At 59.4% G+C, this 22797-nt stretch carries 22 protein-coding genes; 19 read left to right on the forward strand and 3 right to left on the reverse strand.

Translation table 11 applies throughout. The features are described 5' to 3' along the window. Positions 1–12: 12 nt before the first annotated feature. The 7 genes from F8N66_RS08190 to ispD all read left to right on the forward strand — a co-directional run bounded on the left by F8N66_RS08190 (position 13) and on the right by ispD (position 7779). Entirely contained in the window at positions 13–960 is a 948-nt protein-coding gene (locus tag F8N66_RS08190; protein WP_150769699.1) for an acetyl-CoA carboxylase carboxyltransferase subunit alpha, read from the forward strand. A 133-nt stretch (positions 961–1093) separates the two neighbouring features. Next, complete coding sequence (gene tilS / locus F8N66_RS08195; protein WP_150769700.1) at positions 1094–2422, forward strand: tRNA lysidine(34) synthetase TilS; 1329 nt, start codon at positions 1094–1096, stop codon at positions 2420–2422. 274 nt (positions 2423–2696) lie between these two features. Continuing rightward, entirely contained in the window at positions 2697–4328 is a 1632-nt protein-coding gene (locus F8N66_RS08200; protein WP_057716161.1) for a CTP synthase, read from the forward strand. A 5-nt stretch (positions 4329–4333) separates the two neighbouring features. Further along, entirely contained in the window at positions 4334–5179 is an 846-nt protein-coding gene (gene kdsA, locus F8N66_RS08205; protein ID WP_150769701.1) for a 3-deoxy-8-phosphooctulonate synthase, read from the forward strand. A 156-nt stretch (positions 5180–5335) separates the two neighbouring features. Then, on the forward strand, positions 5336–6625 hold the full coding sequence (gene eno, locus F8N66_RS08210) for a phosphopyruvate hydratase (RefSeq protein ID WP_053159569.1): 1290 nt from the start codon (positions 5336–5338) through the stop codon (positions 6623–6625). Positions 6626–6796: 171 nt separating this feature from the next. Beyond that, positions 6797–7075 (forward strand): cell division protein FtsB, encoded by a 279-nt coding sequence (gene ftsB, locus F8N66_RS08215; RefSeq protein WP_008057335.1) that lies wholly within the window; start codon positions 6797–6799, stop codon positions 7073–7075. Then, positions 7072–7779, forward strand: coding sequence for a 2-C-methyl-D-erythritol 4-phosphate cytidylyltransferase (gene ispD / locus F8N66_RS08220; protein WP_150769702.1), 708 nt, complete (start codon positions 7072–7074; stop codon positions 7777–7779). Before ftsB ends, ispD begins: the two co-directional genes overlap by 4 nt. On the opposite strand, the gene F8N66_RS08225 is transcribed toward ispD, so the two are convergent. Further along, entirely contained in the window at positions 7766–8674 is a 909-nt protein-coding gene (locus F8N66_RS08225; protein ID WP_150769703.1) for a LysR substrate-binding domain-containing protein, read from the reverse strand. The genes ispD and F8N66_RS08225 overlap by 14 nt on opposite strands. Before the next feature lie 107 nt (positions 8675–8781). Between F8N66_RS08225 and F8N66_RS08230 the strand changes: the two genes are divergently transcribed. The 8 genes from F8N66_RS08230 (at position 8782) to rpoS (ending at position 15918) form a co-directional block, all read left to right on the forward strand. Next, positions 8782–9894: an S-(hydroxymethyl)glutathione dehydrogenase/class III alcohol dehydrogenase gene (locus F8N66_RS08230; protein ID WP_150769704.1), complete on the forward strand. Its 1113-nt coding sequence runs from the start codon at positions 8782–8784 to the stop codon at positions 9892–9894. Between the two features lie 8 nt (positions 9895–9902). After that, positions 9903–10751: an S-formylglutathione hydrolase gene (gene fghA, locus F8N66_RS08235; RefSeq protein WP_150769705.1), complete on the forward strand. Its 849-nt coding sequence runs from the start codon at positions 9903–9905 to the stop codon at positions 10749–10751. Positions 10752–10791: 40 nt separating this feature from the next. After that, complete coding sequence (gene ispF / locus F8N66_RS08240) at positions 10792–11265, forward strand: 2-C-methyl-D-erythritol 2,4-cyclodiphosphate synthase (protein WP_007907189.1); 474 nt, start codon at positions 10792–10794, stop codon at positions 11263–11265. After that, complete coding sequence (gene truD, locus F8N66_RS08245; protein WP_150769706.1) at positions 11262–12320, forward strand: tRNA pseudouridine(13) synthase TruD; 1059 nt, start codon at positions 11262–11264, stop codon at positions 12318–12320. Before ispF ends, truD begins: the two co-directional genes overlap by 4 nt. Beyond that, positions 12308–13057 carry a 5'/3'-nucleotidase SurE gene (gene surE / locus F8N66_RS08250; RefSeq protein ID WP_150769707.1) on the forward strand — a complete coding sequence of 250 codons (750 nt, stop codon included), beginning with the start codon at positions 12308–12310 and terminating at the stop codon, positions 13055–13057. Before truD ends, surE begins: the two co-directional genes overlap by 13 nt. Before the next feature lie 41 nt (positions 13058–13098). Beyond that, positions 13099–13734: a protein-L-isoaspartate(D-aspartate) O-methyltransferase gene (locus F8N66_RS08255; RefSeq protein WP_191622964.1), complete on the forward strand. Its 636-nt coding sequence runs from the start codon at positions 13099–13101 to the stop codon at positions 13732–13734. A 211-nt stretch (positions 13735–13945) separates the two neighbouring features. Next, positions 13946–14806 carry a peptidoglycan DD-metalloendopeptidase family protein gene (locus tag F8N66_RS08260; protein ID WP_150769709.1) on the forward strand — a complete coding sequence of 287 codons (861 nt, stop codon included), beginning with the start codon at positions 13946–13948 and terminating at the stop codon, positions 14804–14806. A gap of 104 nt (positions 14807–14910) precedes the next feature. Then, on the forward strand, positions 14911–15918 hold the full coding sequence (gene rpoS / locus F8N66_RS08265; RefSeq protein WP_077044318.1) for an RNA polymerase sigma factor RpoS: 1008 nt from the start codon (positions 14911–14913) through the stop codon (positions 15916–15918). A 545-nt stretch (positions 15919–16463) separates the two neighbouring features. Here rpoS and fdxA read toward each other — a convergent pair. Both fdxA and mutS read right to left on the reverse strand, forming a co-directional pair. Continuing rightward, entirely contained in the window at positions 16464–16787 is a 324-nt protein-coding gene (gene fdxA / locus F8N66_RS08275) for a ferredoxin FdxA (RefSeq protein WP_150769711.1), read from the reverse strand. A 141-nt stretch (positions 16788–16928) separates the two neighbouring features. Then, positions 16929–19508 (reverse strand): DNA mismatch repair protein MutS, encoded by a 2580-nt coding sequence (gene mutS, locus F8N66_RS08280; RefSeq protein WP_150769712.1) that lies wholly within the window; start codon positions 19506–19508, stop codon positions 16929–16931. Between the two features lie 210 nt (positions 19509–19718). On the opposite strand from mutS, the gene F8N66_RS08285 reads away from it, so the two are divergent. From F8N66_RS08285 to recA, 4 genes are all read left to right on the forward strand, one after another. Beyond that, entirely contained in the window at positions 19719–20453 is a 735-nt protein-coding gene (locus F8N66_RS08285; protein ID WP_150770156.1) for an XRE family transcriptional regulator, read from the forward strand. 241 nt (positions 20454–20694) lie between these two features. After that, complete coding sequence (locus tag F8N66_RS08290) at positions 20695–21036, forward strand: phage holin family protein (protein WP_150769713.1); 342 nt, start codon at positions 20695–20697, stop codon at positions 21034–21036. A 118-nt stretch (positions 21037–21154) separates the two neighbouring features. Next, the gene (locus F8N66_RS08295; protein ID WP_150769714.1) at positions 21155–21655 is read left to right on the forward strand and encodes a CinA family protein; all 501 of its coding nucleotides are present in this window, start codon (positions 21155–21157) and stop codon (positions 21653–21655) included. An 83-nt stretch (positions 21656–21738) separates the two neighbouring features. Further along, a complete protein-coding gene (recA, locus tag F8N66_RS08300) occupies positions 21739–22797 on the forward strand; it encodes a recombinase RecA (RefSeq protein WP_008030012.1) in 1059 nt (352 codons plus the stop codon).

A 22797-nucleotide genomic window follows, 5' to 3' on the forward strand; every position in this document is an offset into this window, starting at 1 on the left:
AGACGGACGCCTATGAACCCGAATTTTCTTGATTTCGAACAGCCGATCGCCGACCTGCAAGCCAAGATCGAAGAGTTGCGCTTGGTCGGTAATGACAATTCGCTGAATATCGGCGATGAGATCTCCCGCCTGCAGGACAAAAGCAGCACGCTGACCGAGGACATCTTCGGCAAGCTGACCAGCTGGCAGATCGCGCGTCTGGCGCGTCACCCGAAACGTCCCTACACCCTGGACTATATCGAGCACATCTTCACCGAGTTCGATGAGTTGCACGGTGACCGTCACTTCTCCGACGACGCCGCCATCGTCGGTGGTATCGCGCGCCTGGACGACCAACCCGTCATGGTCATCGGTCACCAGAAAGGCCGTGAAGTGCGCGAAAAGGTTCGCCGCAACTTCGGCATGCCGCGCCCGGAAGGCTACCGCAAGGCCTGCCGCCTGATGGAGATGGCCGAACGTTTCAAGATGCCGATTCTGACCTTCATCGACACCCCGGGCGCCTACCCTGGGATCGACGCTGAAGAGCGCAACCAGAGCGAAGCGATCGCCTGGAACCTGCGCGTCATGTCGCGCCTGAAAACCCCAATCATCGCCACCGTGATCGGTGAAGGTGGTTCCGGTGGTGCGCTGGCAATTGGTGTTTGCGATCAGCTGAACATGCTGCAGTACTCGACCTACGCGGTGATCTCGCCGGAAGGCTGCGCTTCGATCCTGTGGAAAACCGCCGAGAAAGCGCCGGACGCCGCTGAGGCCATGGGCATCACCGCCGAGCGCCTCAAGGGCCTGGGTATCGTGGACAAGGTGATCGGCGAGCCGTTGGGCGGTGCACACCGTGATCCGGCCGCTGCGGCTGCCTCGATCCGTGCCGAGCTGAGTTCGCAATTGGCGATGCTCAAGAAGCTCGATCACAAGGCGCTGCTGGACCGTCGTTACGAGCGCCTGATGAGCTACGGTCTCTGATCTGACCTCGCTGTACCCATGTGGGAGCGGGCTTGCTCGCGAAAGCGGTATAACAGTCGACTGATACGTTGAATGTTGAACCGCTTTCGCGAGCAAGCCCGCTCCCACATTTGATTTGTGCAAAGTGATCAATATGAGCCAGCCCACGATTGATTTGTCTGTCAGGCTCCTGATGAACCTGAAGCCCTGGCGCAACGCCACAAACTGGCGCATCGCCTTTTCCGGCGGTCTCGATTCCACCGTCCTGCTGCACCTTCTCGCACGCCTTGCAAAAAATCACACCCTGCCGGCGCTGAGCGCCATCCACGTCCATCACGGCCTTCAGGCTGCGGCCGATGCGTGGCCCGAACATTGTCAGTCGGTGTGTCAGGTGCTGGGGGTGCCGCTGGAGGTCATCCATGTGCAGGTCGGATCGGGTGCCAGCCTTGAGCGTGCAGCCCGGGATGCCCGCTATGCCGCGTTCAGTGAAATCACTCAAGTCAATGAAGTACTGCTGACTGGCCAGCACCGTGACGATCAGGCGGAAACCCTGCTGTTTCGCCTGTTGCGCGGGACCGGGGTGAGAGGTTTGTCAGGAATGCCACGGCAGCGTCGGCTGGGTCAGGGGCATCTGCTTCGGCCGTTGCTCGACATCACTCGTGCCGAGCTTGAGGCTTACGCCAGCGAACATCAGTTGAGCTGGGTCGAAGACCCTTCCAACCAGGATCGACATTTTGCGCGCAATTACCTGCGTCATGAGGTGTTCCCGGTAATGTCCGCGCGGTGGCCGCAAGCGATGGCGACCATGGCGCGCAGCGCTGGGCACTTGAGTGAGGCGCAGGGGTTGCTTGATGACTTGGCACAGATCGATTTGAGCCTGGCGCGTACCGTCAGCGAATTCGACTGGCTGGGTGTGCCATCGCTGGAGCTGGCGTCACTGGCAAAACTCTCCGCCGCGCGACAGCGCAATGCCCTCAGCCACTGGCTTGAGCCACTGACACGGCTGCCCGATAGCGACCATTGGTCGGGTTGGGAGAATTTGCGCGATGCCAGCGGCGATGCGCGGCCGATCTGGCGGCTGGCGGATGGCGAGCTACAACGCGCGGGGGGACGGATCTGGTGGCTGTCTGGCGATTGGCTGCGCAGTCCTCTCCCTGCTGGCGCATGGGTCGAGCCCGCGCTGCCGTTGAACTTGCCCGACAACGGCAGGCTCGCGATCACCGGGAAAATCCCTGAAGGCCCTTTGCAGATCCGCTATCGTGAAGGGGGAGAGGTGATGCTTTTACCCGATCGCGGGCATCGCGATCTGAAGCGTCTACTCAACGAAAGCAGGATCCCGCCGTTCGTGCGCGGCAGATTGCCGCTGCTGTTCAAAGACGGGCAATTGTTGGCGGTGGCCAACCTGCAAGGGCTTGACGGCGATACGGCAGGTGGCTGGAATTTGCATTGGCAGCCGTCGGTCGAAGATCAAGGTTTGAGCTGAAAGGGGCTTTCCGGTAGACTACGCTCCCTTCTTGATACAACTTCTGTGGATTCGCCTGAATTGCAGGAGTTGCCGATTACCAAGCAGTCTTTGCTGGGCGATTCCAAAAAATGTGTAGCGAGCAACGTACCGGTGTTTCATCTTCCGGTCTGTCCCAACGCGGCGGTTTTTTTGAAAGGTGCACTGTGATTAATGCAGGTGATCGGGGGCTTCGGCCTTCCTTCGCTTTCCCCGGCGGCTCGGACCGCTTTAACGCAGACTTCTAGGGTTTTTCATGACGCGCTACATATTCGTCACGGGCGGTGTTGTTTCTTCATTGGGGAAAGGCATTGCATCGGCATCATTGGCGGCCATCCTGGAGGCGCGGGGACTTAAGGTCACCATGCTGAAGCTGGACCCGTACATCAACGTCGACCCGGGCACCATGAGCCCGTTCCAGCACGGTGAAGTGTTCGTCACGCACGACGGCGCCGAGACCGACCTGGACCTGGGGCACTACGAGCGGTTCATCCGCACGACCATGACCCAGAACAACAACTTCACCACTGGCCGTGTCTACGAACACGTACTGCGCAAAGAGCGCCGTGGTGATTACCTGGGCGCCACCATCCAGGTGATCCCGCACATCACCGACGAAATCAAGCGCCGCATCATCAAGGGCGCCGGCGATGCCGACGTGGCGATGGTCGAGATCGGCGGCACCGTGGGTGACATCGAATCCCAACCGTTCCTCGAGGCCATCCGCCAGTTGCGTTTCGAAGTCGGTGCCAAGCGCGCGATGCTGATGCACCTCACGTTGGTTCCGTACATCGCCACCGCCGGCGAAACCAAGACCAAGCCAACCCAGCACTCGGTCAAGGAACTGCGTTCCATCGGCCTGCAGCCAGACGTGCTGGTGTGCCGCTCCGATCACCCGATCGATGTGTCTTCGCGCCGCAAGATCGCACAATTCACCAACGTTGAAGAACGTGCGGTGATCGCGCTGGAAGATGCCGACACCATCTACAAGATCCCGGGCATCCTGCACTCCCAGGGCCTGGACGATTTCGTCGTCGAGCGTTTCGGCCTGCAATGCGGCGGCGCCGATCTGTCCGAGTGGGAAGCCGTGGTCGACGCCAAGCTCAACCCTGAGCATGAAGTCACCATCGCCATGGTCGGCAAGTACATGGAGCTGCTGGACGCCTACAAGTCGCTGATCGAAGCGATGAGTCACGCCGGCATCAGCAACCGCACCAAGGTCAACCTGCGCTACATCGATTCCGAAGACATCGAAAACCAGGGCACCGCGCTGCTCGAAGGCGTCGACGCGATCCTGGTCCCTGGCGGCTTCGGTCTGCGTGGCGTGGAAGGCAAGATCACCGCCGTTCAATACGCTCGCGAAAACAAGGTGCCTTACCTGGGTATCTGCCTGGGCATGCAAGTGGCGGTCATCGAGTTCGCTCGTAACGTCATGGGCTGGAAAGACGCCAACTCCACCGAGTTCGATCGTGCCAGCGGTCATCCGGTCGTGGGCCTGATCACCGAGTGGGAAGACGCCACCGGCGCCGTCGAAACCCGTACCGAAACCTCCGACCTGGGCGGCACCATGCGCCTTGGCGCGCAGGATTGCCTGCTGGAGCCGGGTTCCCTGGTTCACGGTTGCTACGGCAAGGACGTGATCGTCGAGCGTCACCGTCACCGCTACGAAGTGAACAACAACCTGCTGCCGCAAATCATGGAAGCCGGTCTGAAAATCTCCGGTCGTTCCGGTGATGGCGCGCTGGTCGAAGTGGTGGAAGCACCGGATCATCCTTGGTTCGTCGCTTGCCAGTTCCACCCGGAGTTCACTTCGACGCCACGCGACGGTCACCCGTTGTTCAGCGGTTTCGTTAAAGCTGCTTTGGCTCAACACCAGAAGAAGGCGTAAACCTGATGGCGCAGAAGATCATCCGCGTAGGCGAAATCGAGATTGCCAACGACAAGCCCATGGTGCTTTTCGGTGGCATGAACGTGCTGGAAAGCCGCGACATGGCGATGCAAGTCTGCGAAGAGTACGTAAAGGTCACCCAGAAACTGGGTATCCCTTACGTGTTCAAGGCCAGCTTCGACAAGGCCAACCGCTCCTCCGTGACCTCTTACCGTGGCCCCGGCCTGGAAGAGGGCATGCGGATTTTCCAGGACATCAAGCAAGCCTTCGGGGTGCCGATCATCACCGACGTCCACGAGCCTGAGCAGGCCGCGGTCGTCGCTGAAGTCTGCGACATCATCCAGTTGCCGGCCTTCCTGTCGCGCCAGACCGACCTGGTGGTCGCGATGGCCAAGACCGGTGCGGTGATCAACATCAAGAAAGCCCAGTTCCTCGCGCCTCAGGAAATGAAACATATCCTGAACAAGTGCGTGGAAGCGGGTAACGATCAGTTGATCCTCTGCGAGCGCGGTTCGAGCTTCGGCTACAACAACCTGGTCGTCGACATGCTCGGCTTCGGCATCATGAAGCAGTTCGAATACCCGGTGTTCTTCGACGTGACCCACGCCCTGCAAATGCCAGGCGGTCGCGCGGATTCCGCCGGCGGTCGTCGCGCCCAGGTCCTCGACCTGGCGAAAGCCGGGATCAGCCAGTCGCTGGCCGGCCTGTTCCTCGAAGCCCACCCGGACCCGGACAACGCCAAATGCGACGGCCCCTGCGCCTTGCGTCTGGACAAACTGGAGCCATTCCTGGCCCAGCTCAAAGCTCTGGACGAGCTGGTGAAGAGTTTTCCGACGGTAGAAACCGCGTAATCCTCATTTCTCCGGTAAAGTACCGCACGATTTAACGCTCAGGCCCTCGGGCCTGGGCCTTATCGTCTGCAAGTCTGCCCGCTGCACATCGCTTGCCGACGGTAAAAGATTTCCTCTAGCTGCGTCGTTTTCGTCAACTTTGGAGTGTTTACAACAATGGCTAAAATCGTCGACATCAAAGGTCGTGAAGTTCTCGACTCCCGTGGCAATCCCACCGTGGAAGCGGACGTGCTTCTCGATAACGGCATCATCGGCAGTGCCTGCGCGCCGTCCGGTGCTTCCACTGGCTCGCGTGAAGCGCTCGAGCTGCGTGATGGCGACAAGAGCCGTTACCTGGGCAAGGGCGTACTCAAAGCCGTAGCCAACATCAACGGTCCGATCCGCGACCTGTTGAAAGGTACTGACCCAAGCGATCAGAAAGCGCTCGATCTGGCGATGATCAAGCTGGACGGCACCGAAAACAAAGGTTCCCTGGGCGCCAACGCAATCCTCGCCGTTTCCCTGGCCGCGGCCAAGGCAGCAGCCCAGGACCAGGACCTGCCGCTGTACGCGCACATCGCCAACCTGAACGGCACCCCGGGTGTCTACTCGATGCCGGTGCCGATGATGAACATCATCAACGGTGGCGAGCACGCCGATAACAACGTCGACATCCAGGAATTCATGGTTCAGCCGGTTGGCGCCAAGTCTTTCTCGGAAGGCCTGCGCATGGGCACCGAGATTTTCCATCACCTCAAAGCCGTGCTGAAGGCCCGTGGCCTGAGCACTGCCGTGGGTGACGAAGGTGGTTTCGCACCGAACCTGGCTTCCAACGAAGACGCTTTGAAAGTGATCTCCGAAGCCGTGGCCAACGCCGGTTACAAGCTGGGCACCGACGTGACCCTGGCACTGGACTGCGCAGCCAGCGAATTCTACGAAGACGGCAAGTACAATCTGTCCGGCGAAGGCCAGGTGTTCACCGCTGAAGGTTTCGCCGATTACCTGAAAGGTCTGACCGAGCGTTACCCGATCATCTCCATCGAAGATGGCCTGGACGAGTCCGACTGGGCTGGCTGGAAAATCCTCACCGACAAGATCGGCGAGAAGACCCAGCTGGTAGGCGACGACCTGTTCGTGACGAACACCAAGATCCTGAAAGAAGGCATCGATAAAAAGATCGCCAACTCGATCCTGATCAAGTTCAACCAGATCGGCACCCTGACCGAAACCCTGGAAGCCATCCAGATGGCCAAGGCCGCCGGTTACACCGCCGTGATCTCGCACCGCTCGGGCGAAACCGAAGACTCGACCATTGCCGACCTGGCCGTGGGCACTTCGGCTGGCCAGATCAAGACCGGTTCGCTGTGCCGTTCCGATCGCGTTTCCAAGTACAACCAACTGCTGCGTATCGAAGAGCAGCTGAACGGCAAGGCCAAGTACAACGGTCGCAGCGAATTCCGCGGTTGATCGTCAGCTGATAAAAAAGACACCGGATTGTGTCGGAAAAGTCGCTACAGCGGCGTTTTTGCCACTAATCTGATGCCTTGTAAGCACAAGCCTGGTTCTTCCAGGCTTCGTGCTATCAGTTGCTTCATGTTTTGGCATGGCTGTCTTTTTTCACTGGATACCTGATATTCGATGCGCAGTCCCAATTGGTTGTTCCTCGTCTTGCTCCTGCTGCTGGCTGGCCTGCAGTACCGCCTGTGGGTGGGTAATGGCAGCCTGGCCCAAGTGGCCGAGCTGACTCAGCAGATCGCGGATCAACAGGCCGAGAACCAGACCTTGCTGGAGCGCAATCGGGTGATGGACGCTGAAGTCAGCGAGTTGAAAAAGGGTATGGAAACCGTTGAAGAACGGGCTCGCCATGAGTTGGGCATGGTCAAGGACGGTGAAACCCTTTACCAGTTGGCACAATGAACCTGCCTCTGCCGGCCTTCTGGGCCGTGATTCCTGCCGCGGGCGTCGGAGCCCGTATGGCCGCGGACCGTCCCAAGCAATACTTGCAACTGGGCGGGCGCACTATTCTCGAACACAGCCTTGGCTGTTTCCTTGATCATCCTGGCCTCAAGGGCGTGGTGGTCAGTCTTGCTGTCGATGATCCTTACTGGCCAAACCTGGCCTGTGCCAATCACCCGCGTGTTGCCCGGGTCGAGGGCGGTGCCGAGCGTTCCGGTTCGGTGCTCAATGCGTTGCTGCATTTGCACGCGCAAGGTGCTGGCGATGAAGATTGGGTGCTGGTCCACGATGCCGCACGGCCAAACCTGAGCCGTAACGATCTGGACAAACTGCTGGCAGAGCTGGCTGACGATCCTGTCGGAGGACTGCTGGCGGTTCCGGCGCGGGATACGCTCAAGCGGGTAGATAAACACGGTCGTGTCGTTGAGACAGTGGATCGCAGTGTTATCTGGCAGGCGTATACACCGCAGATGTTTCGCCTCGGTGCGTTGCATCGGGCGTTGGCCGATAGCTTGGTGGCTGATGCCGTTATCACTGACGAAGCTTCGGCCATGGAGTGGGCAGGGCTGGCACCGCGCTTGATAGAAGGTCGAGCTGACAACCTCAAGGTCACTCGCCCCGAAGACCTCGAGTGGTTGAGACAGCGTTGGGCTAACCGCCGCTAAAAGATCGATATTCTGGCCGCTCTGCCAGCCCTTCCTTCAAGTAATCCACCAATTTGCGCACCTTCGGCGACAGATGCCGTTGCTGTGGATACAGCGCCCAAACCGCGGTATTCGGCGGTTGATGCGCTTCCAGCAGCGAAATCAACGCGCCGCTCTTGAGATGTTCCAGCACGTAATAGTCCGGCAGCTGACACAACCCCACGCCCTGAAGCGCTGCATCCAGCACCGCTTGCCCACTGTTGCAGCGCCAGTTTCCTTGCACCCGCTGCGAAAATTCCCGCCCGTTCTGTTCCAGTTGCCAGAGATCCGAGCTGCCGATGAGGCAATTGTGCCGGCTCAGTTCCGACAGGCTGTGTGGGCGACCATACCGTTCCACGTAGGACGGTGAGGCGCAGAGGAACATGCGCCTCGGTGCCAGGCGCGTGGCGACCAGTCGTGAATCCTGCAAGCGCCCCAACCGGATTGCCAGGTCCAGGCCTTCATGCACCAGGTCAAGTTGGCGATTGCTCAATTCAATGTCGATGCGCAGTTGTGGATACAGCCCCATGAAACGTGTCACCAGCGGCACGATGAAGCGTTCGCCATAGGCCACGGCGCAGGTCATGCGCAGCATGCCCTTGGGTTCGCTGGTCAAGTCGCCGACCGCGCGCAAGGCTTCTTCGCGACCATCCTGCAAGCGTTGGCAATGTTGCAGAAATGTTTGCCCGGCCTCGGTCAGGGTGACGCGGCGGGTACTGCGGTAGAGCAAGCGGGTTTGCAAACGTTCTTCTAGGCGTACGATTTGTCGACTGATGTGGGAGGACGAAACTCCCAGGCGCTCGGCGGCCGCGGTGAACTGGCTGCATTCGGCAACGGCCACGAATTCGTCGATACCTTCCCAGCGATTGTCGGACATCAAGGATTATCCCTGTGTAGCAATAATGTTTTGCTTTTGGCTGGATTATTCACCGTAACGCGCTGTATTACACTCGATGTCTCGTTTTTATTCACTGGAGAATCACCATGATCAAGTCGCGCGCCGCCGTTGCCTTCGAGGCCAAGAAACCGCTGGAGATCGTTGAAGTCGATGTCGCCATGCCCAAGGCCGGTGAAGTGTTGCTGCGCGTGGTGGCCTCCGGTGTCTGCCATACCGACGCCTACACCCTGTCGGGCGCCGACCCGGAAGGCATCTTTCCATCGATCCTCGGCCACGAAGGCGGGGCGATTGTCGAAGCGATTGGTGAGGGCGTGACCTCGGTCGCGGTGGGCGATCACGTGATTCCGCTGTACACCCCGGAATGCCGCCAGTGCAAATTCTGCCTGTCGGGCAAGACCAACCTGTGCCAGGCGATTCGTGCCACCCAGGGCAAGGGTTTGATGCCGGACGGTACTTCACGTTTTTCCTACAAGGGCCAGTCGATTTTCCACTACATGGGGACCTCGACCTTCTCCGAGTACACCGTGCTCCCGGAAATTTCCGTGGCCAAGATCGCCAAGGAAGCGCCGCTGGCAAAAGTCTGCCTGCTGGGCTGCGGTGTCACCACCGGTATCGGTGCCGTACTCAATACCGCCAAGGTAAAACCAGGTGACACCGTGGCCATTTTCGGCCTGGGCGGCATCGGTCTGTCGGCCGTCATCGGCGCCGTCAAAGCCAAGGCTGCCCGCATCATCGCCATCGACATCAACCCGGCCAAATTCGAAATCGCCCGGCAGCTGGGTGCAACCGATTGTGTCAACCCGAAAGACTTCGATCGCCCGATCCAGGAAGTCATCGTCGACATGACCGACGGTGGCGTCGACTTTTCCTTCGAGTGCATCGGCAACGTGCAATTGATGCGTGCCGCGCTTGAGTGCTGCCACAAGGGTTGGGGTGAGTCGGTCATCATCGGCGTGGCCGGTGCCGGCCAGGAGATTGCTACCCGTCCGTTCCAGTTGGTCACCGGTCGCGTCTGGCGCGGTTCGGCGTTCGGTGGCGTGCGCGGGCGTACCGAGTTGCCGAGCTACGTGGAAATGGCTGAAACCGGCGAAATCCCGCTGGATACGTTCATCACCCACACCATGGGCCTGGAAGATATCAATAAGGCGTTCGACCTGATGCATGAAGGCAAAAGCATCCGCTCCGTCATTCATTTCTGAGGTCCGCCATGAGCCTGGAAAACATCTCCTGCCAGAAAAGCTTTGGCGGCTGGCACAAGCGCTATCGACACCGCTCCGACGTGCTGGGCTGCGACATGGTGTTCGCCGTGTATCTGCCGCCGCAAGCCGAGCAGGGTGGCAAACTGCCGGTGCTGTACTGGTTGTCCGGCCTGACCTGCACCGACGAGAACTTCATGCAGAAAGCCGGCGCCATGCGCATGGCCGCCGAACTGGGGTTGATCATTGTCGCGCCGGACACCAGCCCTCGCGGTCCCGACGTGCCGGGCGATCCGGACGGCGCCTGGGACTTCGGTCTGGGCGCCGGTTTTTACCTGAATGCCACCCAGGAACCCTGGTCGCGTCACTACCGGATGCACGACTATGTCGTGCAGGAATTGCCGGCATTGGTCGAAGCCCATTTCCCGGCGGCGGACAAGCGCGGCATCAGCGGTCACTCGATGGGTGGCCACGGTGCGCTGGTCTGTGCGTTGCGCAATCCGGGGCGTTATCTGTCGGTGTCGGCGTTCTCGCCGATCAACAATCCGATGGATTGTCCGTGGGGGCAAAAAGCCTTTTCCCGTTATCTGGGCGAGGACCGTTCGAAATGGCGCGAGTGGGATGCCTGTGTGTTGATTGCCGAGGCCGATGAGAAGCTGCCGCTACTGGTCGATCAGGGCGACCGCGATGATTTCCTGGCCACCCAGCTCAAGCCTGAAGCCTTGCAACAGGCGAGCAAACTGGCCGGTCACCCGCTGACGTTGCGCCTGCAACCTGGCTACGACCACAGCTATTTCTTCATTGCCAGTTTCATCGAAGATCACTTGCGGCATCACGCGCATGCTCTAGTTGCCCAATAGCAGGTAGAATCACGCCCTGATAAATTCGGGGCGTTTTTTTATGCGTATTGGCCACGGCTATGATGTGCACCGTTTCGCTGAAGGCGATTTCATTACTCTGGGCGGCGTGCGTATCGCACACGGCTTCGGGCTGCTCGCTCATTCCGACGGTGACGTCCTGCTGCACGCCTTGAGCGATGCCTTGCTCGGGGCTGCCGCGCTGGGTGATATCGGCAAGCACTTCCCGGACACCGACCCGCAGTTCAAGGGCGCCGACAGCCGAGTGCTGTTGCGTCATGTCGTCGCACTGATCCACGCCAAAGGCTGGAAGGTCGGCAACGTCGATAACACCATCGTCGCCCAGGCGCCGAAAATGGCCCCGCATATCGAATCGATGCGCGCGCTGATTGCCGCGGATCTTCAAGTTGAGTTGGATCAAGTGAACGTGAAAGCTACCACCACCGAAAAGCTCGGCTTTGTCGGTCGCGAAGAAGGCATTGCCGTGCATTCCGTTGCCTTGTTGCTGCGCGCATGAACGAACTGCAATTGCTAGGCCCGCGGGCTTATGGTGAGGCCCTCGGCACGGCGGTATTGAAAGCCATCGCGGAAGATTTCCAGGTCGACGAAGTCCTCGACATTCCCTTGAGCGGCGACGGCGAACACCTGTGGATCTGGGTGGAAAAACGCGGCCTGAATACCGAAGAAGCGGCGCGGCGAATCGCCAAGGCCGCCGGCGTCCCATTGCGCACTGTCAGCTACGCCGGGCTCAAGGATCGTCAGGCGCTGACGCGTCAGTGGTTCAGCGTGCAGCTGCCGGGCAAGGCCGATCCGGACCTGTCGGCGGCGGAAAACGACACGCTGAAAATCCTCAAGACCAGCCGGCACAAACGCAAGTTGCAGCGCGGTGCGCATTCGGCCAACGGCTTCACCTTGCGACTAACCCAGTTCGCTGGCGACAAGGCGGGGATCGAAGATCGCCTGCAGGTGATCGCCAAACAGGGCATCCCCAACTATTTCGGCGCCCAGCGCTTCGGGCATGACGGCGGCAACGTGGTCGATGCCCGTGCCTGGGCCGCGCGCAAGGCCTTGCCGGAACAGCGTAACGTTCGATCGCGCCTGCTCTCCACCGCGCGCAGTTTCCTGTTCAATCAGGTGCTGGCCGCGCGTGTCGCCGACGGCACCTGGCAGCGCGCCCAGGTCGGCGATCTGCTGGCGTTCACCGACAGCCGCAGCTTTTTTCCGGCCGGCGAGGCCGAATGCAGCGATCCGCGCCTGGCGATTCTCGATCTGCACCCGACGGGTCCGCAGTGGGGCGAAGGTGACTCGCCGGCCACGGGCGCTGTCCATGAACTGGAGCAGGCAATCGCCGCGCGCGAAGCGGACCTTCGCGATTGGTTGATTAACGCCGGAATGAGCCACGAACGTCGAATCCTGCGGCTGCCTATTGCCGGGTTGACGTGGCATTATCCCGAGCCTGACATTCTGCAACTGGAATTCGTCCTGCCGGCCGGATGTTTCGCCACCGTATTGGTGCGCGAGCTTGTCGATCTGGTGCCGGTGGGGCAGACGGACAGCCCATGCGTATTCTGATTTCTAACGACGATGGGGTAACCGCACCCGGTCTCGCCGCGCTTTATGCTGCGCTGGCGGATTACACCGAGTGCGTGGTTATCGCCCCGGACCAGGACAAAAGTGGCGCCAGCAGCTCGTTGACGCTCGACCGTCCGTTGCACCCGCAGACGCTGGCCAACGGCTTTATCAGCCTCAACGGCACGCCGACCGATTGCGTGCACCTGGGCCTCAACGGCTTGCTGGAGCGTGAGGCGGACATGGTGGTTTCCGGGATTAACCTGGGCGCTAACCTTGGCGATGACGTCCTGTATTCCGGCACCGTGGCGGCGGCGCTCGAAGGGCGTTTCCTGACGCGTCCTGCATTTGCCTTCTCTTTGGCTTCGCGCCAGGTCGAGAACCTTCCCACGGCCGCTTACTTTGCGCGCAAACTGGTCGAGGCCCATGCCGACCTTGACCTGCCACCGCGCACGGTACTGAACGTGAATATTCCCAATCTGCCGCTGGACCACATCCGCGGGATCCAGTTGACCCGCCTGGGCCATCGCGCCCGCGCGGCGGCTCCAATAAAGGTGGTCGACCCGCGCGGCAAGGCCGGGTACTGGATCGCCGCAGCGGGGGACGCCGAGGATGGCGGCCCGGGCACTGATTTTCATGCCGTGATGCAGGGCTATGTATCCATTACGCCGTTGCAACTGGATCGCACCTTCAATGACGCCTTCAAAAGCCTCGATGGCTGGCTGGAGGGGCTGCGCTAATGTCTCGTGAGCAAGACGATATGCTGCGTCGCGGCATCGGCATGACCTCGCAACGGACCCGCGAACGCCTCATTCAGCGGCTATACGAAGAGGGCGTGTCCAATGCCAAGGTGCTGGAAGTCATCCGTCGTACACCGCGTCACCTGTTCGTCGATGAAGCGCTGGCGCACCGTGCCTACGAAGACACCGCGCTACCGATCGGACATAACCAGACCATCTCCCAGCCTTACATGGTGGCCCGCATGAGCGAGCTGCTGCTGGAGGATGGCCCGCTGGACAAGGTGATGGAAATCGGGACGGGATCCGGCTACCAGACGGCGGTGCTGTCGCAACTGGTCGAGCGTGTCTTCTCCGTCGAGCGCATCAAGGTGTTGCAGGATCGGGCCAAGGAACGCCTGGTCGAGTTGAACCTGCGCAACGTGGTGTTTCGCTGGGGCGATGGCTGGGAAGGTTGGCCGGCGCTGGCACCCTATAACGGCATTATCGTGACGGCGGTGGCCACTGACGTACCCCAGGCCTTGCTTGATCAATTGGCGCCCGGGGGGCGTCTGGTGATCCCGGTCGGGTCCGGTGAGGTTCAACAATTGATGCTGATCATTCGCGAGGAGCAGGGTTTTTCCAGGCGTGTCCTGGGGGCTGTACGCTTCGTCCCGTTGCTCAACGGACCGTTGGCCTGAGCATTTATTTCAGCGCGCTGAATTCTCTTCGATGGCCTTTGTCTTACATCGGCATCGATGGGTTAAACGGGGTGTTTTGTCTGGCAGCAAACGTGTGCGTGAAGCCTTTTCGCTTCATTAAGGGTAAAGCGTGCACGGCCCGTTATACTGGCGACATTTCGTGCCGGAACACGGCAAATCATATTTTCAGCCACCACAAAGGGAGCGGCGGGTGAGTCTCACAGTCATTGCGCAGCGTATGGGTAAAACGAGCTTTCAGCGCCTGGTGACTGGCCTTGTCATGAGCACCTTGCTGGTCGGTTGTTCCAGCAACAAATCCAGCGATGTACGGGTTGTCGATCGCAACAACAATGCGGTTGCCCAGCGCCCGGCGGTCACGACAGGGCAGTACGTTGTCCGGCCGAAAGATACGTTGTTCTCGATCGCCTTCCGCTACGGTTGGGACTACAAGGCGCTCGCAGCACGCAACAACATTCCCGAGCCCTACACGATCCGTCCGGGTCAGACGATTCGCTTCGATGGTCGCACCGGTTCAACACCGACAACGGTGGTCAGTTCGTCCAATTCCACACCTTCGTCATCGAGTAAAACCACGGTTATTCGTCGTCCGGTCGACGGTGCCACTACGACCACGCCGGTGGTTGTACCGTCCGTCGCCAACAAGCCGGCACCCGCTCCATTGCCTCCTGCAGGTCCGGCCCCGACCGGCTGGGGATGGCCTTCTAATGGCATTTTGATTGGAAAATTCTCTTCAAACGGTAGTTTGAATAAAGGAATTGATATCGCCGGAGATTTGGGACAGCCTGTTTTAGCTGCGTCTGATGGGACGGTGGTATACGCCGGGAGTGGCTTAAGGGGCTACGGCGAATTAGTCATCATCAAACACAGCGAAACCTACGTCAGTGCCTACGGACATAACCGCAGGCTGTTGGTTCGGGAGGGGCAGCAGGTCAAGGTCGGACAGACAATTGCCGAAATGGGGTCAACGGGTACAGACCGGGTGAAACTGCATTTTGAGATTCGCCGCCAAGGTAAACCTGTAGATCCGCTGCAATTCCTGCCACGTCGTTGATCGCTACCAGCCTGTTCCATCACGTAGAGGGGACAGGCTCCAGCGTTGCCAAGGATAAAGGCGCCGCTTGAGCTTGAGGTCGAACTCACCAAAGGACTATAACAATGGCTCTCAGTAAAGAAGTGCCGGAGTTTGACATCGACGATGAGGTTCTCCTGATGGAGACCGGCATCGATACGGATTCGATGTCGAATGATGAAGGGGCGGCTCCACCTTCCGTTCGTGCCAAATCCAAACACTCCGCGTCGTTGAAGCAACACAAGTACATTGACTACACGCGGGCGCTCGATGCCACGCAGTTGTATCTCAATGAGATCGGCTTTTCCCCCCTGTTGTCCCCCGAAGAAGAAGTTCATTTTGCGCGCCTGTCGCAAAGTGGCGATCCGGCCGGGCGCAAACGCATGATTGAAAGCAACCTGCGGCTGGTGGTGAAAATCGCCCGGCGCTACGTCAATCGTGGCTTGTCGCTGCTTGATCTGATCGAAGAGGGCAACCTCGGCCTGATTCGGGCGGTGGAGAAGTTCGACCCTGAGCGCGGCTTCCGCTTTTCGACCTACGCGACCTGGTGGATTCGTCAAACCATCGAGCGCGCGATCATGAATCAGACCCGGACCATCCGGTTGCCGATCCATGTGGTCAAGGAGCTCAACGTGTACCTTCGGGCTGCACGTGAGCTGACGCAGAAGCTCGACCATGAACCCTCACCCGAAGAAATCGCCAACCTGCTGGAAAAACCGGTGGGCGAGGTCAAGCGCATGCTCGGCTTGAATGAGCGGGTTTCTTCGGTCGACGTCTCGCTGGGTCCGGATTCGGATAAAACCCTGCTGGACACCCTGACCGATGATCGCCCAACCGATCCGTGCGAGCTGTTGCAGGATGACGACCTGTCGCAGAGCATCGATCAATGGCTGTCCGAGTTGACCGACAAGCAGCGCGAGGTGGTTGTTCGCCGCTTCGGCCTGCGCGGCCACGAGAGCAGCACCCTGGAAGACGTAGGCCTGGAAATTGGCCTGACCCGGGAACGGGTCAGACAGATTCAGGTTGAAGGCCTGAAGCGTCTTCGGGAGATCCTGGAGAAGAATGGCTTGTCGAGCGAGTCGCTGTTTCAATAACAGGCTCGTATAGATGGCAACAAAAAGCCCCGACTGGTTCGGGGCTTTTTGTTGGCTGGAGGATTCAATTTCGATGGAGCGGGTTGAATGTCGGTTTCTTCGCTAGCGGCGACCTGCGGTTAGGCCTGCAGCACCATGAGGGCAGGGGATCAGGTTTTTCGACATACGTTGTAAGTCTTCACTTACTCTTTCGTAAGTGTTCGATATTTTTACAGTGTGGCGGTCGGCCGTTGCCTATCACGCACAGTGTTATCTCTCTGAAAGTTAAGTCATTTTTTAAAGATTATGAGCATATGACAGCCTGTTCAGGCCCAGGAGGGCGGTTGCTCTCACTGGGGATCCCATTAGTATCCGGGTTGTGTCAACGGACAGACACACCCTTCACGGATGAAGGGGATGGACATCGCAGGAAGCGATTCATCAGGACGATGAAAAGGAATACAGGGAATAGGGAAAAAATGTGGGCGGGTCAAACCGCCCCTTTTTTTCGCCCGTAGAAAAGCAAAAAGGCCCTTGTGGGGCCTTTTTCGCGAACGCGGGGGTGATCAGCGTTCGAGGTGTTCGATCTTGCCTGGTTTGCCATCCCATTCAGCGGAATCGGGCAGTGGATCTTTCCGCTCGGTAATGTTCGGCCAAACCTCGGCCAACTCCAGGTTCAAGGCAAGGAAGTTTTCCATACCCGCCGGGACTTCATCTTCGGAGAAGATGGCTACGGCAGGGCATTCAGGTTCGCACAGTGCGCAGTCGATGCACTCATCCGGGTGAATCACCAGGAAATTCGGGCCTTCGTAAAAGCAGTCCACCGGACAGACTTCTACGCAGTCGGTGTACTTGCACTTGATGCAGTTGTCGGTGACGACGAAGGTCATTTCTAATTTTCTCCTCAGGCGCGGCTTGCTGCGCCCCTTCACGTAGGGGTCGCAAGGTTTGGGAGCGATAGTCTGCAGGCCAGGCTATAACCTGCAGCATCCCAAACCGCGCGCGATTCTATCAGCTTACAAGCCTGTGCGTTAGATCCGTGTCTTTAGTGTATAGAGCATTTCGAGTGCGCGGCGCGGCGTCATGTCGTCCAGATCGAGCTTGGCCAGGTCATCCAGCACCGGGTGCGGCAGGCTGGCGAACATGTCGCTCTGTTGAGGCGCGGCCGGTTTGCCCTTGGCAGGCTTGGGCGTTTCATGGGGCAGGGCGGTGTCTTCCAGCCGGCTCAAATGCTCGCGGGCGCGCACGATCACTTCACTCGGCACACCGGCCAACTGCGCCACCGCCAGGCCGTAGCTCTGGCTGGCAGGCCCTGGCAGCACGTGGTGCAGGAACACGATGCGTTCATTGTGCTCGGTCGCGTTGAGGTGAACGTTGGCCACCAGTGGTTGGGCTTCCGGCAAGACCGTCAGCTCGAAGTAGTGGGTGGCGAACAGTGTGTAGGCGCGCAAATGGGCCAGTCGTTCCGCCGCCGCCCAGGCCAGGGACAAGCCGTCGAACGTGCTGGTGCCGCGTCCGACTTCGTCCATCAGCACCAGGCTGCGCTCGGTGGCGTTGTGCAGGATGTTGGCGGTTTCGCTCATTTCGACCATGAAGGTCGAGCGCCCGCCGGCCAGGTCATCGCTTGAACCGATCCGCGTGAAGATCCGGTCGACCAGCGACAATTCACAACTGGCCGCCGGTACGAAACTGCCGATATGGGCCAGCAACACGATCAACGCGGTCTGGCGCATGTAAGTGGATTTACCGCCCATGTTCGGGCCGGTGATCACCAGCATGCGCGTATTGTCGTCAAGGCTCAGGTCATTGGCTACGAACGGCGTGGTCAGCACTTGTTCGACCACTGGGTGGCGACCCTGGCTGATACGCATGCATGGCTCGCTGACGAATCGCGGACAGTTCAAGTCCAGGTTCAGCGCGCGCTCGGCAAGGTTGCTGAGTACGTCCAGCTCGGCCAGCGCCGCGGCGGTGTCCTGCAGCGGTGGCAATTGTGCGATCAGATCCTCGAGCAGCGCTTCGTAGAGCATCTTCTCCCGGGCCAGGGCGCGGCTCTTGGCCGACAAGGCCTTGTCTTCGAAGGCCTTGAGCTCCGGCGTAATGAATCGTTCGGCACCCTTGAGGGTCTGGCGGCGGATGTAGTCGGCCGGTGCCGATTCAGCCTGTTTGCTCGGCAGCTCGATGAAGTAACCGTGGATGCGGTTGTAACCGACTTTCAGGTGCGACAGGCCGGTGCGGGCTTTTTCACGGGCTTCGAGGTCGATCAGGAATTGCCCGGCGTTTTCGCTGAGCGATTGCAGTTCATCGAGTTCGCTGTCGTAACCGGTCTTCAGCACGCCACCGTCGCGGATCACCGCTGGCGGGTTATCGACGATGGCTTTTTCCAGCAGCGCGGCCAACGCCGGATAGGTACTGGTGGTGATCGCCAGTTGTTGCAGGTGCGGAGCTTCAAGCTCGGTCATCGCCACTTGCAATTCAGGCAGCGCGCCGAGAGCGTCGCGCAGGCGTGCAAGGTCCCGCGGGCGGGCGTTGCGCAGGCCAATGCGGGCAAGGATCCGCTCGATGTCGCCGATTTCCTTGAGTTGCGGTTGCAGTTTTTCGAAACGGTAGCCGTCGAGCAGGCACGTGATCGACGTCTGACGGGCCAGCAGAATTTTCAGGTCGCGCAGAGGGCGATTAAGCCAGCGGGTCAGTAAACGGCTGCCCATGGCGGTCTGGCAACGGTCGACCACCGATTGCAACGTGTTGTCACGACCGCCGGCCAGGTTGGTGTCCAGCTCCAGGTTGCGACGGCTCGCGCCGTCCAGCACCACGGTATCGTCCAGGCGTTCATGGCGCAGGCTGCGCAAGTGGGGAAGGGCGGTGCGTTGGGTTTCCTTGGCATAGGCCAGCAGGCAACCGGCGGAGCCGATGGCCAGCGTCAGGTTCTCGCAACCGAAACCTTTCAGGTCCTGGGTGGAAAATTGCTGGCACAGGCTTTTCAGCGCCGAATCACGCTCGAAATCCCATGGCGCACGGCGACGAACGCCACGACGTTTTTCCGCTGGTAGATCCTTTGGCCAGTCATCCGGGATCAGCAGCTCCACCGGATTGACGCGCTCCAGCTCCGCCAGCAGATTCTCCCAGCCCTTGATTTCCAGCACGCTGAAGTTGCCGCTGGTAATGTCCAGCACCGCCAGGCCGAACAGGCGCTCATCACCCAGGACGGCAGCGATCAGGTTATCCCGACGTTCATCCAGCAGCGCCTCGTCACTCACCGTCCCGGGGGTGATGATCCGCACCACCTGACGATCTACCGGCCCCTTGCTGGTGGCAGGGTCGCCGACCTGTTCACAGATCACCACCGACTCGCCGAGTTTCACCAGTTTCGCCAGGTAACCTTCGGCGGCGTGGTAAGGAATCCCGCACATCGGAATCGCCTGGCCGGCCGATTGCCCACGGGCGGTCAGGGTGATGTCCAGCAACTTGGCGGCCTTCTTCGCGTCCTCATAGAAGATCTCGTAGAAGTCACCCATGCGGTAGAACATCAACTGGTCTGGGTGCTGGTTCTTCAGGCGCCAGTACTGTTGCATCATCGGCGTGTGGGAGGACAGGTCGGAAACGGCTGTATTCATTGGGGATCGGAAAACTCGTTGAAAGGTGTGGGGCAAAGGTGGGGCATCGGCCCGGCTTTTCCGCGATGGGCGCAAGATTAACATGGGCGGTCTGCCGGACGCAGGGATGAACGCCATGTGGTGCATTTCTACTGGTTTATGCACTGTTTATGCGTTATTAATGCAATTCGGCATTTGTCTTCTTCGAGAAGTACCAACACTATGCGCGTGATGCAAAAACGCAATGTTTCTACCGTCTTGAGAGCGCTGCTCGATCAGCACGGGATCTCCCCGACGGAGCTTCACCGTCGTACCGGCGTGGCTCAATCCACGCTCTCGCGTATCCTCAGCGGGAAGATCGTCGATCCTTCGGACAAGCACATTTCGAAGATCGCCGAGTATTTCAACCTGAGCACGGACCAGTTGCGCGGTCGCGCGGAAGTCGCGTCGCCAGCGACTGTCGGACGCGATAAGTCGCATTCGGAGCTCAAGGATATAAGTCTGTGGGACGACGATACGCCCGTCGAAGACGACGAGGTGTCTGTCCCCTTTCTGCGCGAGGTAGAGTTGGCTGCGGGATCGGGAAGATTTGTCATTGAAGAGAGCGAACGCTCTAGTTTGCGCTTCGGCAAGCGCAGTCTGCGCCATAACGGCGTGCAGTTCGACCAGGCAAAATGTGTCACCGTGCGTGGCAACAGTATGTTGCCAGTGCTGCGTGACGGGGCCACTGTCGGGGTCAATGCCGGCAAATGCGGGATTGGCGACATCATTGACGGCGATCTTTATGCAATCAACCACAACGGCCAGTTGCGCGTGAAACAGCTTTATCGCCTGCCCACCGGTATTCGTCTGCGCAGCTTCAACCGTGATGAACATCCGGACGAGGACTACAGTTTTCAGGAGATGCAGGAGGAACAAATCGTTATCCTCGGTCACGTCTTCTGGTGGGGCATGTACGCTCGATAACCTCGGTTTCGCCCGGAAAAACCGCTAACCCAGCGGTTTTTTTTCGCCTGGTAAATACACGTCATAGCGTCTTCAAGCGTTTTTTTGATGCGCTTGTGCATTTCACTGCGAGCAATGTATGCGTTATGGCATTGATTAACTATGCGTTAGTGCATAGGCTTGTCAGCGACCTGATCAGATCCTGGTCTGGGCGAAGCTAAAGAGAGCCATGGGTGGCAACCTCATCCTCAGGAGGCGTGTAATGACATTTGAGCAGTCTGTGTGGCAGGACATGCCCCTTTGGCTGGTGATTGCCCTCATTTTGCTCGGCGGCGTTGCGGGCGAGATGTGGCGTGCAGACAAGGAAGGTATTCGCGGTTGGTCGCTTTTGCGGCGACTGTTCATGCGCTCGGGCTCCAGCATGATTTGCGGTGCTTCGGCAGTCATGCTGCTGCATGCCGCCGGTGTTTCCATCTGGGTCGCGTGCGCAGGCGCTTGTCTAACGGCGATGGCCGGTACGGACGTCGTTATCGGCCTGTGTGAGCGATGGGTCGCCAGGCGCATTGGCGTGGCTGTCAGACTGCCCGGCGATGCCGAGGACTGATTGTCTATCAGCCTTGTATCAGGGCCCTCGCCCGCTAACATTTTGATCGACGCCGTAACTTGCAAGCGCGATCCGCTCGTGTACGGTAGTCCTCATTCCGCCCGATCAGGAGATGACCGTGAAAGAAATCACCCAGTTGGCCGCTGAACTCGGCAGGCGCTTGCAGGTTCTCAATGCCCACGTCACTGCCGCAGAGTCCTGCACCGGTGGCGGAATCAGCGAGGCGATCACCCGGATTCCGGGCAGCTCGGCGTGGTTCGAAGCCGGTTATGTCACCTATTCCAACCTGCAGAAAACCCGGCAACTGGATGTCCCGGCGGGTCTGTTCCCAACGGTGGGTGCTGTCAGTCGCGAGGTGGTCGAGGCCATGGTCCGTGGCGCCCAGGAAAAAAGCCACGCACGTTTTGCCGTGGCGGTAAGTGGGGTCGCCGGGCCGGATGGCGGCTCGCCAAACAAGCCGGTAGGCACCGTCTGGTTGGCTTGGGGCGTCGGTGAGCAGGTGTTCAGCGAGGTGCAGCACTTCCCAGGTAACCGGGACGAGGTCCGCCGACAAACGGTGAAGGCCGCGCTAGAGGGGCTGCTACGGCATGCGGCAACAGAAATCTCAAATCAGGGGTAGGCGATCCTCGAGCGCTGTGGAATAATACTGTCTACTTATACAGGTGTTGGCCGTCAGGCCTTATTGATTACGTGAGGACTTTAATGGACGACAACAAGAAGAAAGCCTTGGCTGCGGCCCTGGGTCAGATCGAACGTCAATTCGGCAAGGGTGCCGTAATGCGTATGGGCGATCAGGACCGCCAGGCGATCCCGGCCATCTCTACTGGCTCTCTGGGTCTGGACATCGCACTGGGCATTGGCGGTCTGCCAAAAGGCCGTATTGTTGAAATCTATGGTCCTGAATCTTCCGGTAAAACCACGCTGACATTGTCCGTGATCGCCCAGGCTCAAAAAGCCGGCGCGACCTGCGCATTCGTCGATGCCGAACACGCCCTCGACCCTGAATACGCCGGCAAGCTGGGCGTCAACGTCGACGACCTGCTGGTTTCCCAACCGGACACCGGCGAGCAGGCCCTGGAAATCACCGACATGCTGGTGCGCTCCAACGCGGTTGACGTGATCATCGTCGACTCCGTGGCGGCGCTGGTGCCAAAGGCTGAAATCGAAGGCGAAATGGGTGACATGCACGTGGGCCTGCAAGCCCGTCTGATGTCCCAGGCGCTGCGTAAAATCACCGGTAACATCAAGAACGCCAACTGCCTGGTGATCTTCATCAACCAGATCCGTATGAAAATCGGCGTGATGTTCGGCAGCCCGGAGACCACCACCGGTGGTAACGCGTTGAAGTTCTACGCGTCGGTTCGTCTGGATATCCGCCGCACTGGCGCGGTGAAAGAAGGTGATGAGGTTGTCGGTAGCGAAACTCGTGTCAAGGTTGTGAAGAACAAGGTGGCTTCGCCGTTCCGTCAGGCCGAGTTCCAGATTCTTTACGGCAAGGGTATCTACCTCAATGGTGAGATGATCGACCTGGGCGTTCTGCACGGCTTCGTCGAGAAATCCGGTGCCTGGTATGCCTACGAAGGCACCAAGATCGGTCAGGGCAAGGCCAACTCGGCCAAGTTCCTGGCGGATAACCCGGAGATCGCGGCAAAACTCGAGAAGCAACTGCGTGACAAGTTGCTGTCGCCTTCATCGGTAGCGGAATCCAAGGCCTCCGCGGTCAAAGAAACCGAAGACGACCTGGCCGACGCTGATATCTGA

Origin of the sequence: Pseudomonas fluorescens (assembly GCF_902498195.1) — a bacterium.
GTDB classification, from domain to species: domain Bacteria; phylum Pseudomonadota; class Gammaproteobacteria; order Pseudomonadales; family Pseudomonadaceae; genus Aquipseudomonas; species Aquipseudomonas fluorescens_BU.

Coding starts and splice junctions, on each gene's coding strand:
- F8N66_RS08190 (WP_150769699.1), top strand. CDS start 13: ATGAACCCGAATTTTCTTGATTTCGAACAGCCGATCGCCGACCTGCAA.
- tilS (WP_150769700.1), top strand. CDS start 1,094: ATGAGCCAGCCCACGATTGATTTGTCTGTCAGGCTCCTGATGAACCTG.
- F8N66_RS08200 (WP_057716161.1), top strand. CDS start 2,697: ATGACGCGCTACATATTCGTCACGGGCGGTGTTGTTTCTTCATTGGGG.
- kdsA (WP_150769701.1), top strand. CDS start 4,334: ATGGCGCAGAAGATCATCCGCGTAGGCGAAATCGAGATTGCCAACGAC.
- eno (WP_053159569.1), top strand. CDS start 5,336: ATGGCTAAAATCGTCGACATCAAAGGTCGTGAAGTTCTCGACTCCCGT.
- ftsB (WP_008057335.1), top strand. CDS start 6,797: ATGCGCAGTCCCAATTGGTTGTTCCTCGTCTTGCTCCTGCTGCTGGCT.
- ispD (WP_150769702.1), top strand. CDS start 7,072: ATGAACCTGCCTCTGCCGGCCTTCTGGGCCGTGATTCCTGCCGCGGGC.
- F8N66_RS08225 (WP_150769703.1), bottom strand. CDS start 8,674: ATGTCCGACAATCGCTGGGAAGGTATCGACGAATTCGTGGCCGTTGCC.
- F8N66_RS08230 (WP_150769704.1), top strand. CDS start 8,782: ATGATCAAGTCGCGCGCCGCCGTTGCCTTCGAGGCCAAGAAACCGCTG.
- fghA (WP_150769705.1), top strand. CDS start 9,903: ATGAGCCTGGAAAACATCTCCTGCCAGAAAAGCTTTGGCGGCTGGCAC.
- ispF (WP_007907189.1), top strand. CDS start 10,792: ATGCGTATTGGCCACGGCTATGATGTGCACCGTTTCGCTGAAGGCGAT.
- truD (WP_150769706.1), top strand. CDS start 11,262: ATGAACGAACTGCAATTGCTAGGCCCGCGGGCTTATGGTGAGGCCCTC.
- surE (WP_150769707.1), top strand. CDS start 12,308: ATGCGTATTCTGATTTCTAACGACGATGGGGTAACCGCACCCGGTCTC.
- F8N66_RS08255 (WP_191622964.1), top strand. CDS start 13,099: ATGACCTCGCAACGGACCCGCGAACGCCTCATTCAGCGGCTATACGAA.
- rpoS (WP_077044318.1), top strand. CDS start 14,911: ATGGCTCTCAGTAAAGAAGTGCCGGAGTTTGACATCGACGATGAGGTT.
- fdxA (WP_150769711.1), bottom strand. CDS start 16,787: ATGACCTTCGTCGTCACCGACAACTGCATCAAGTGCAAGTACACCGAC.
- mutS (WP_150769712.1), bottom strand. CDS start 19,508: ATGAATACAGCCGTTTCCGACCTGTCCTCCCACACGCCGATGATGCAA.
- F8N66_RS08285 (WP_150770156.1), top strand. CDS start 19,719: ATGCAAAAACGCAATGTTTCTACCGTCTTGAGAGCGCTGCTCGATCAG.
- F8N66_RS08290 (WP_150769713.1), top strand. CDS start 20,695: ATGACATTTGAGCAGTCTGTGTGGCAGGACATGCCCCTTTGGCTGGTG.
- recA (WP_008030012.1), top strand. CDS start 21,739: ATGGACGACAACAAGAAGAAAGCCTTGGCTGCGGCCCTGGGTCAGATC.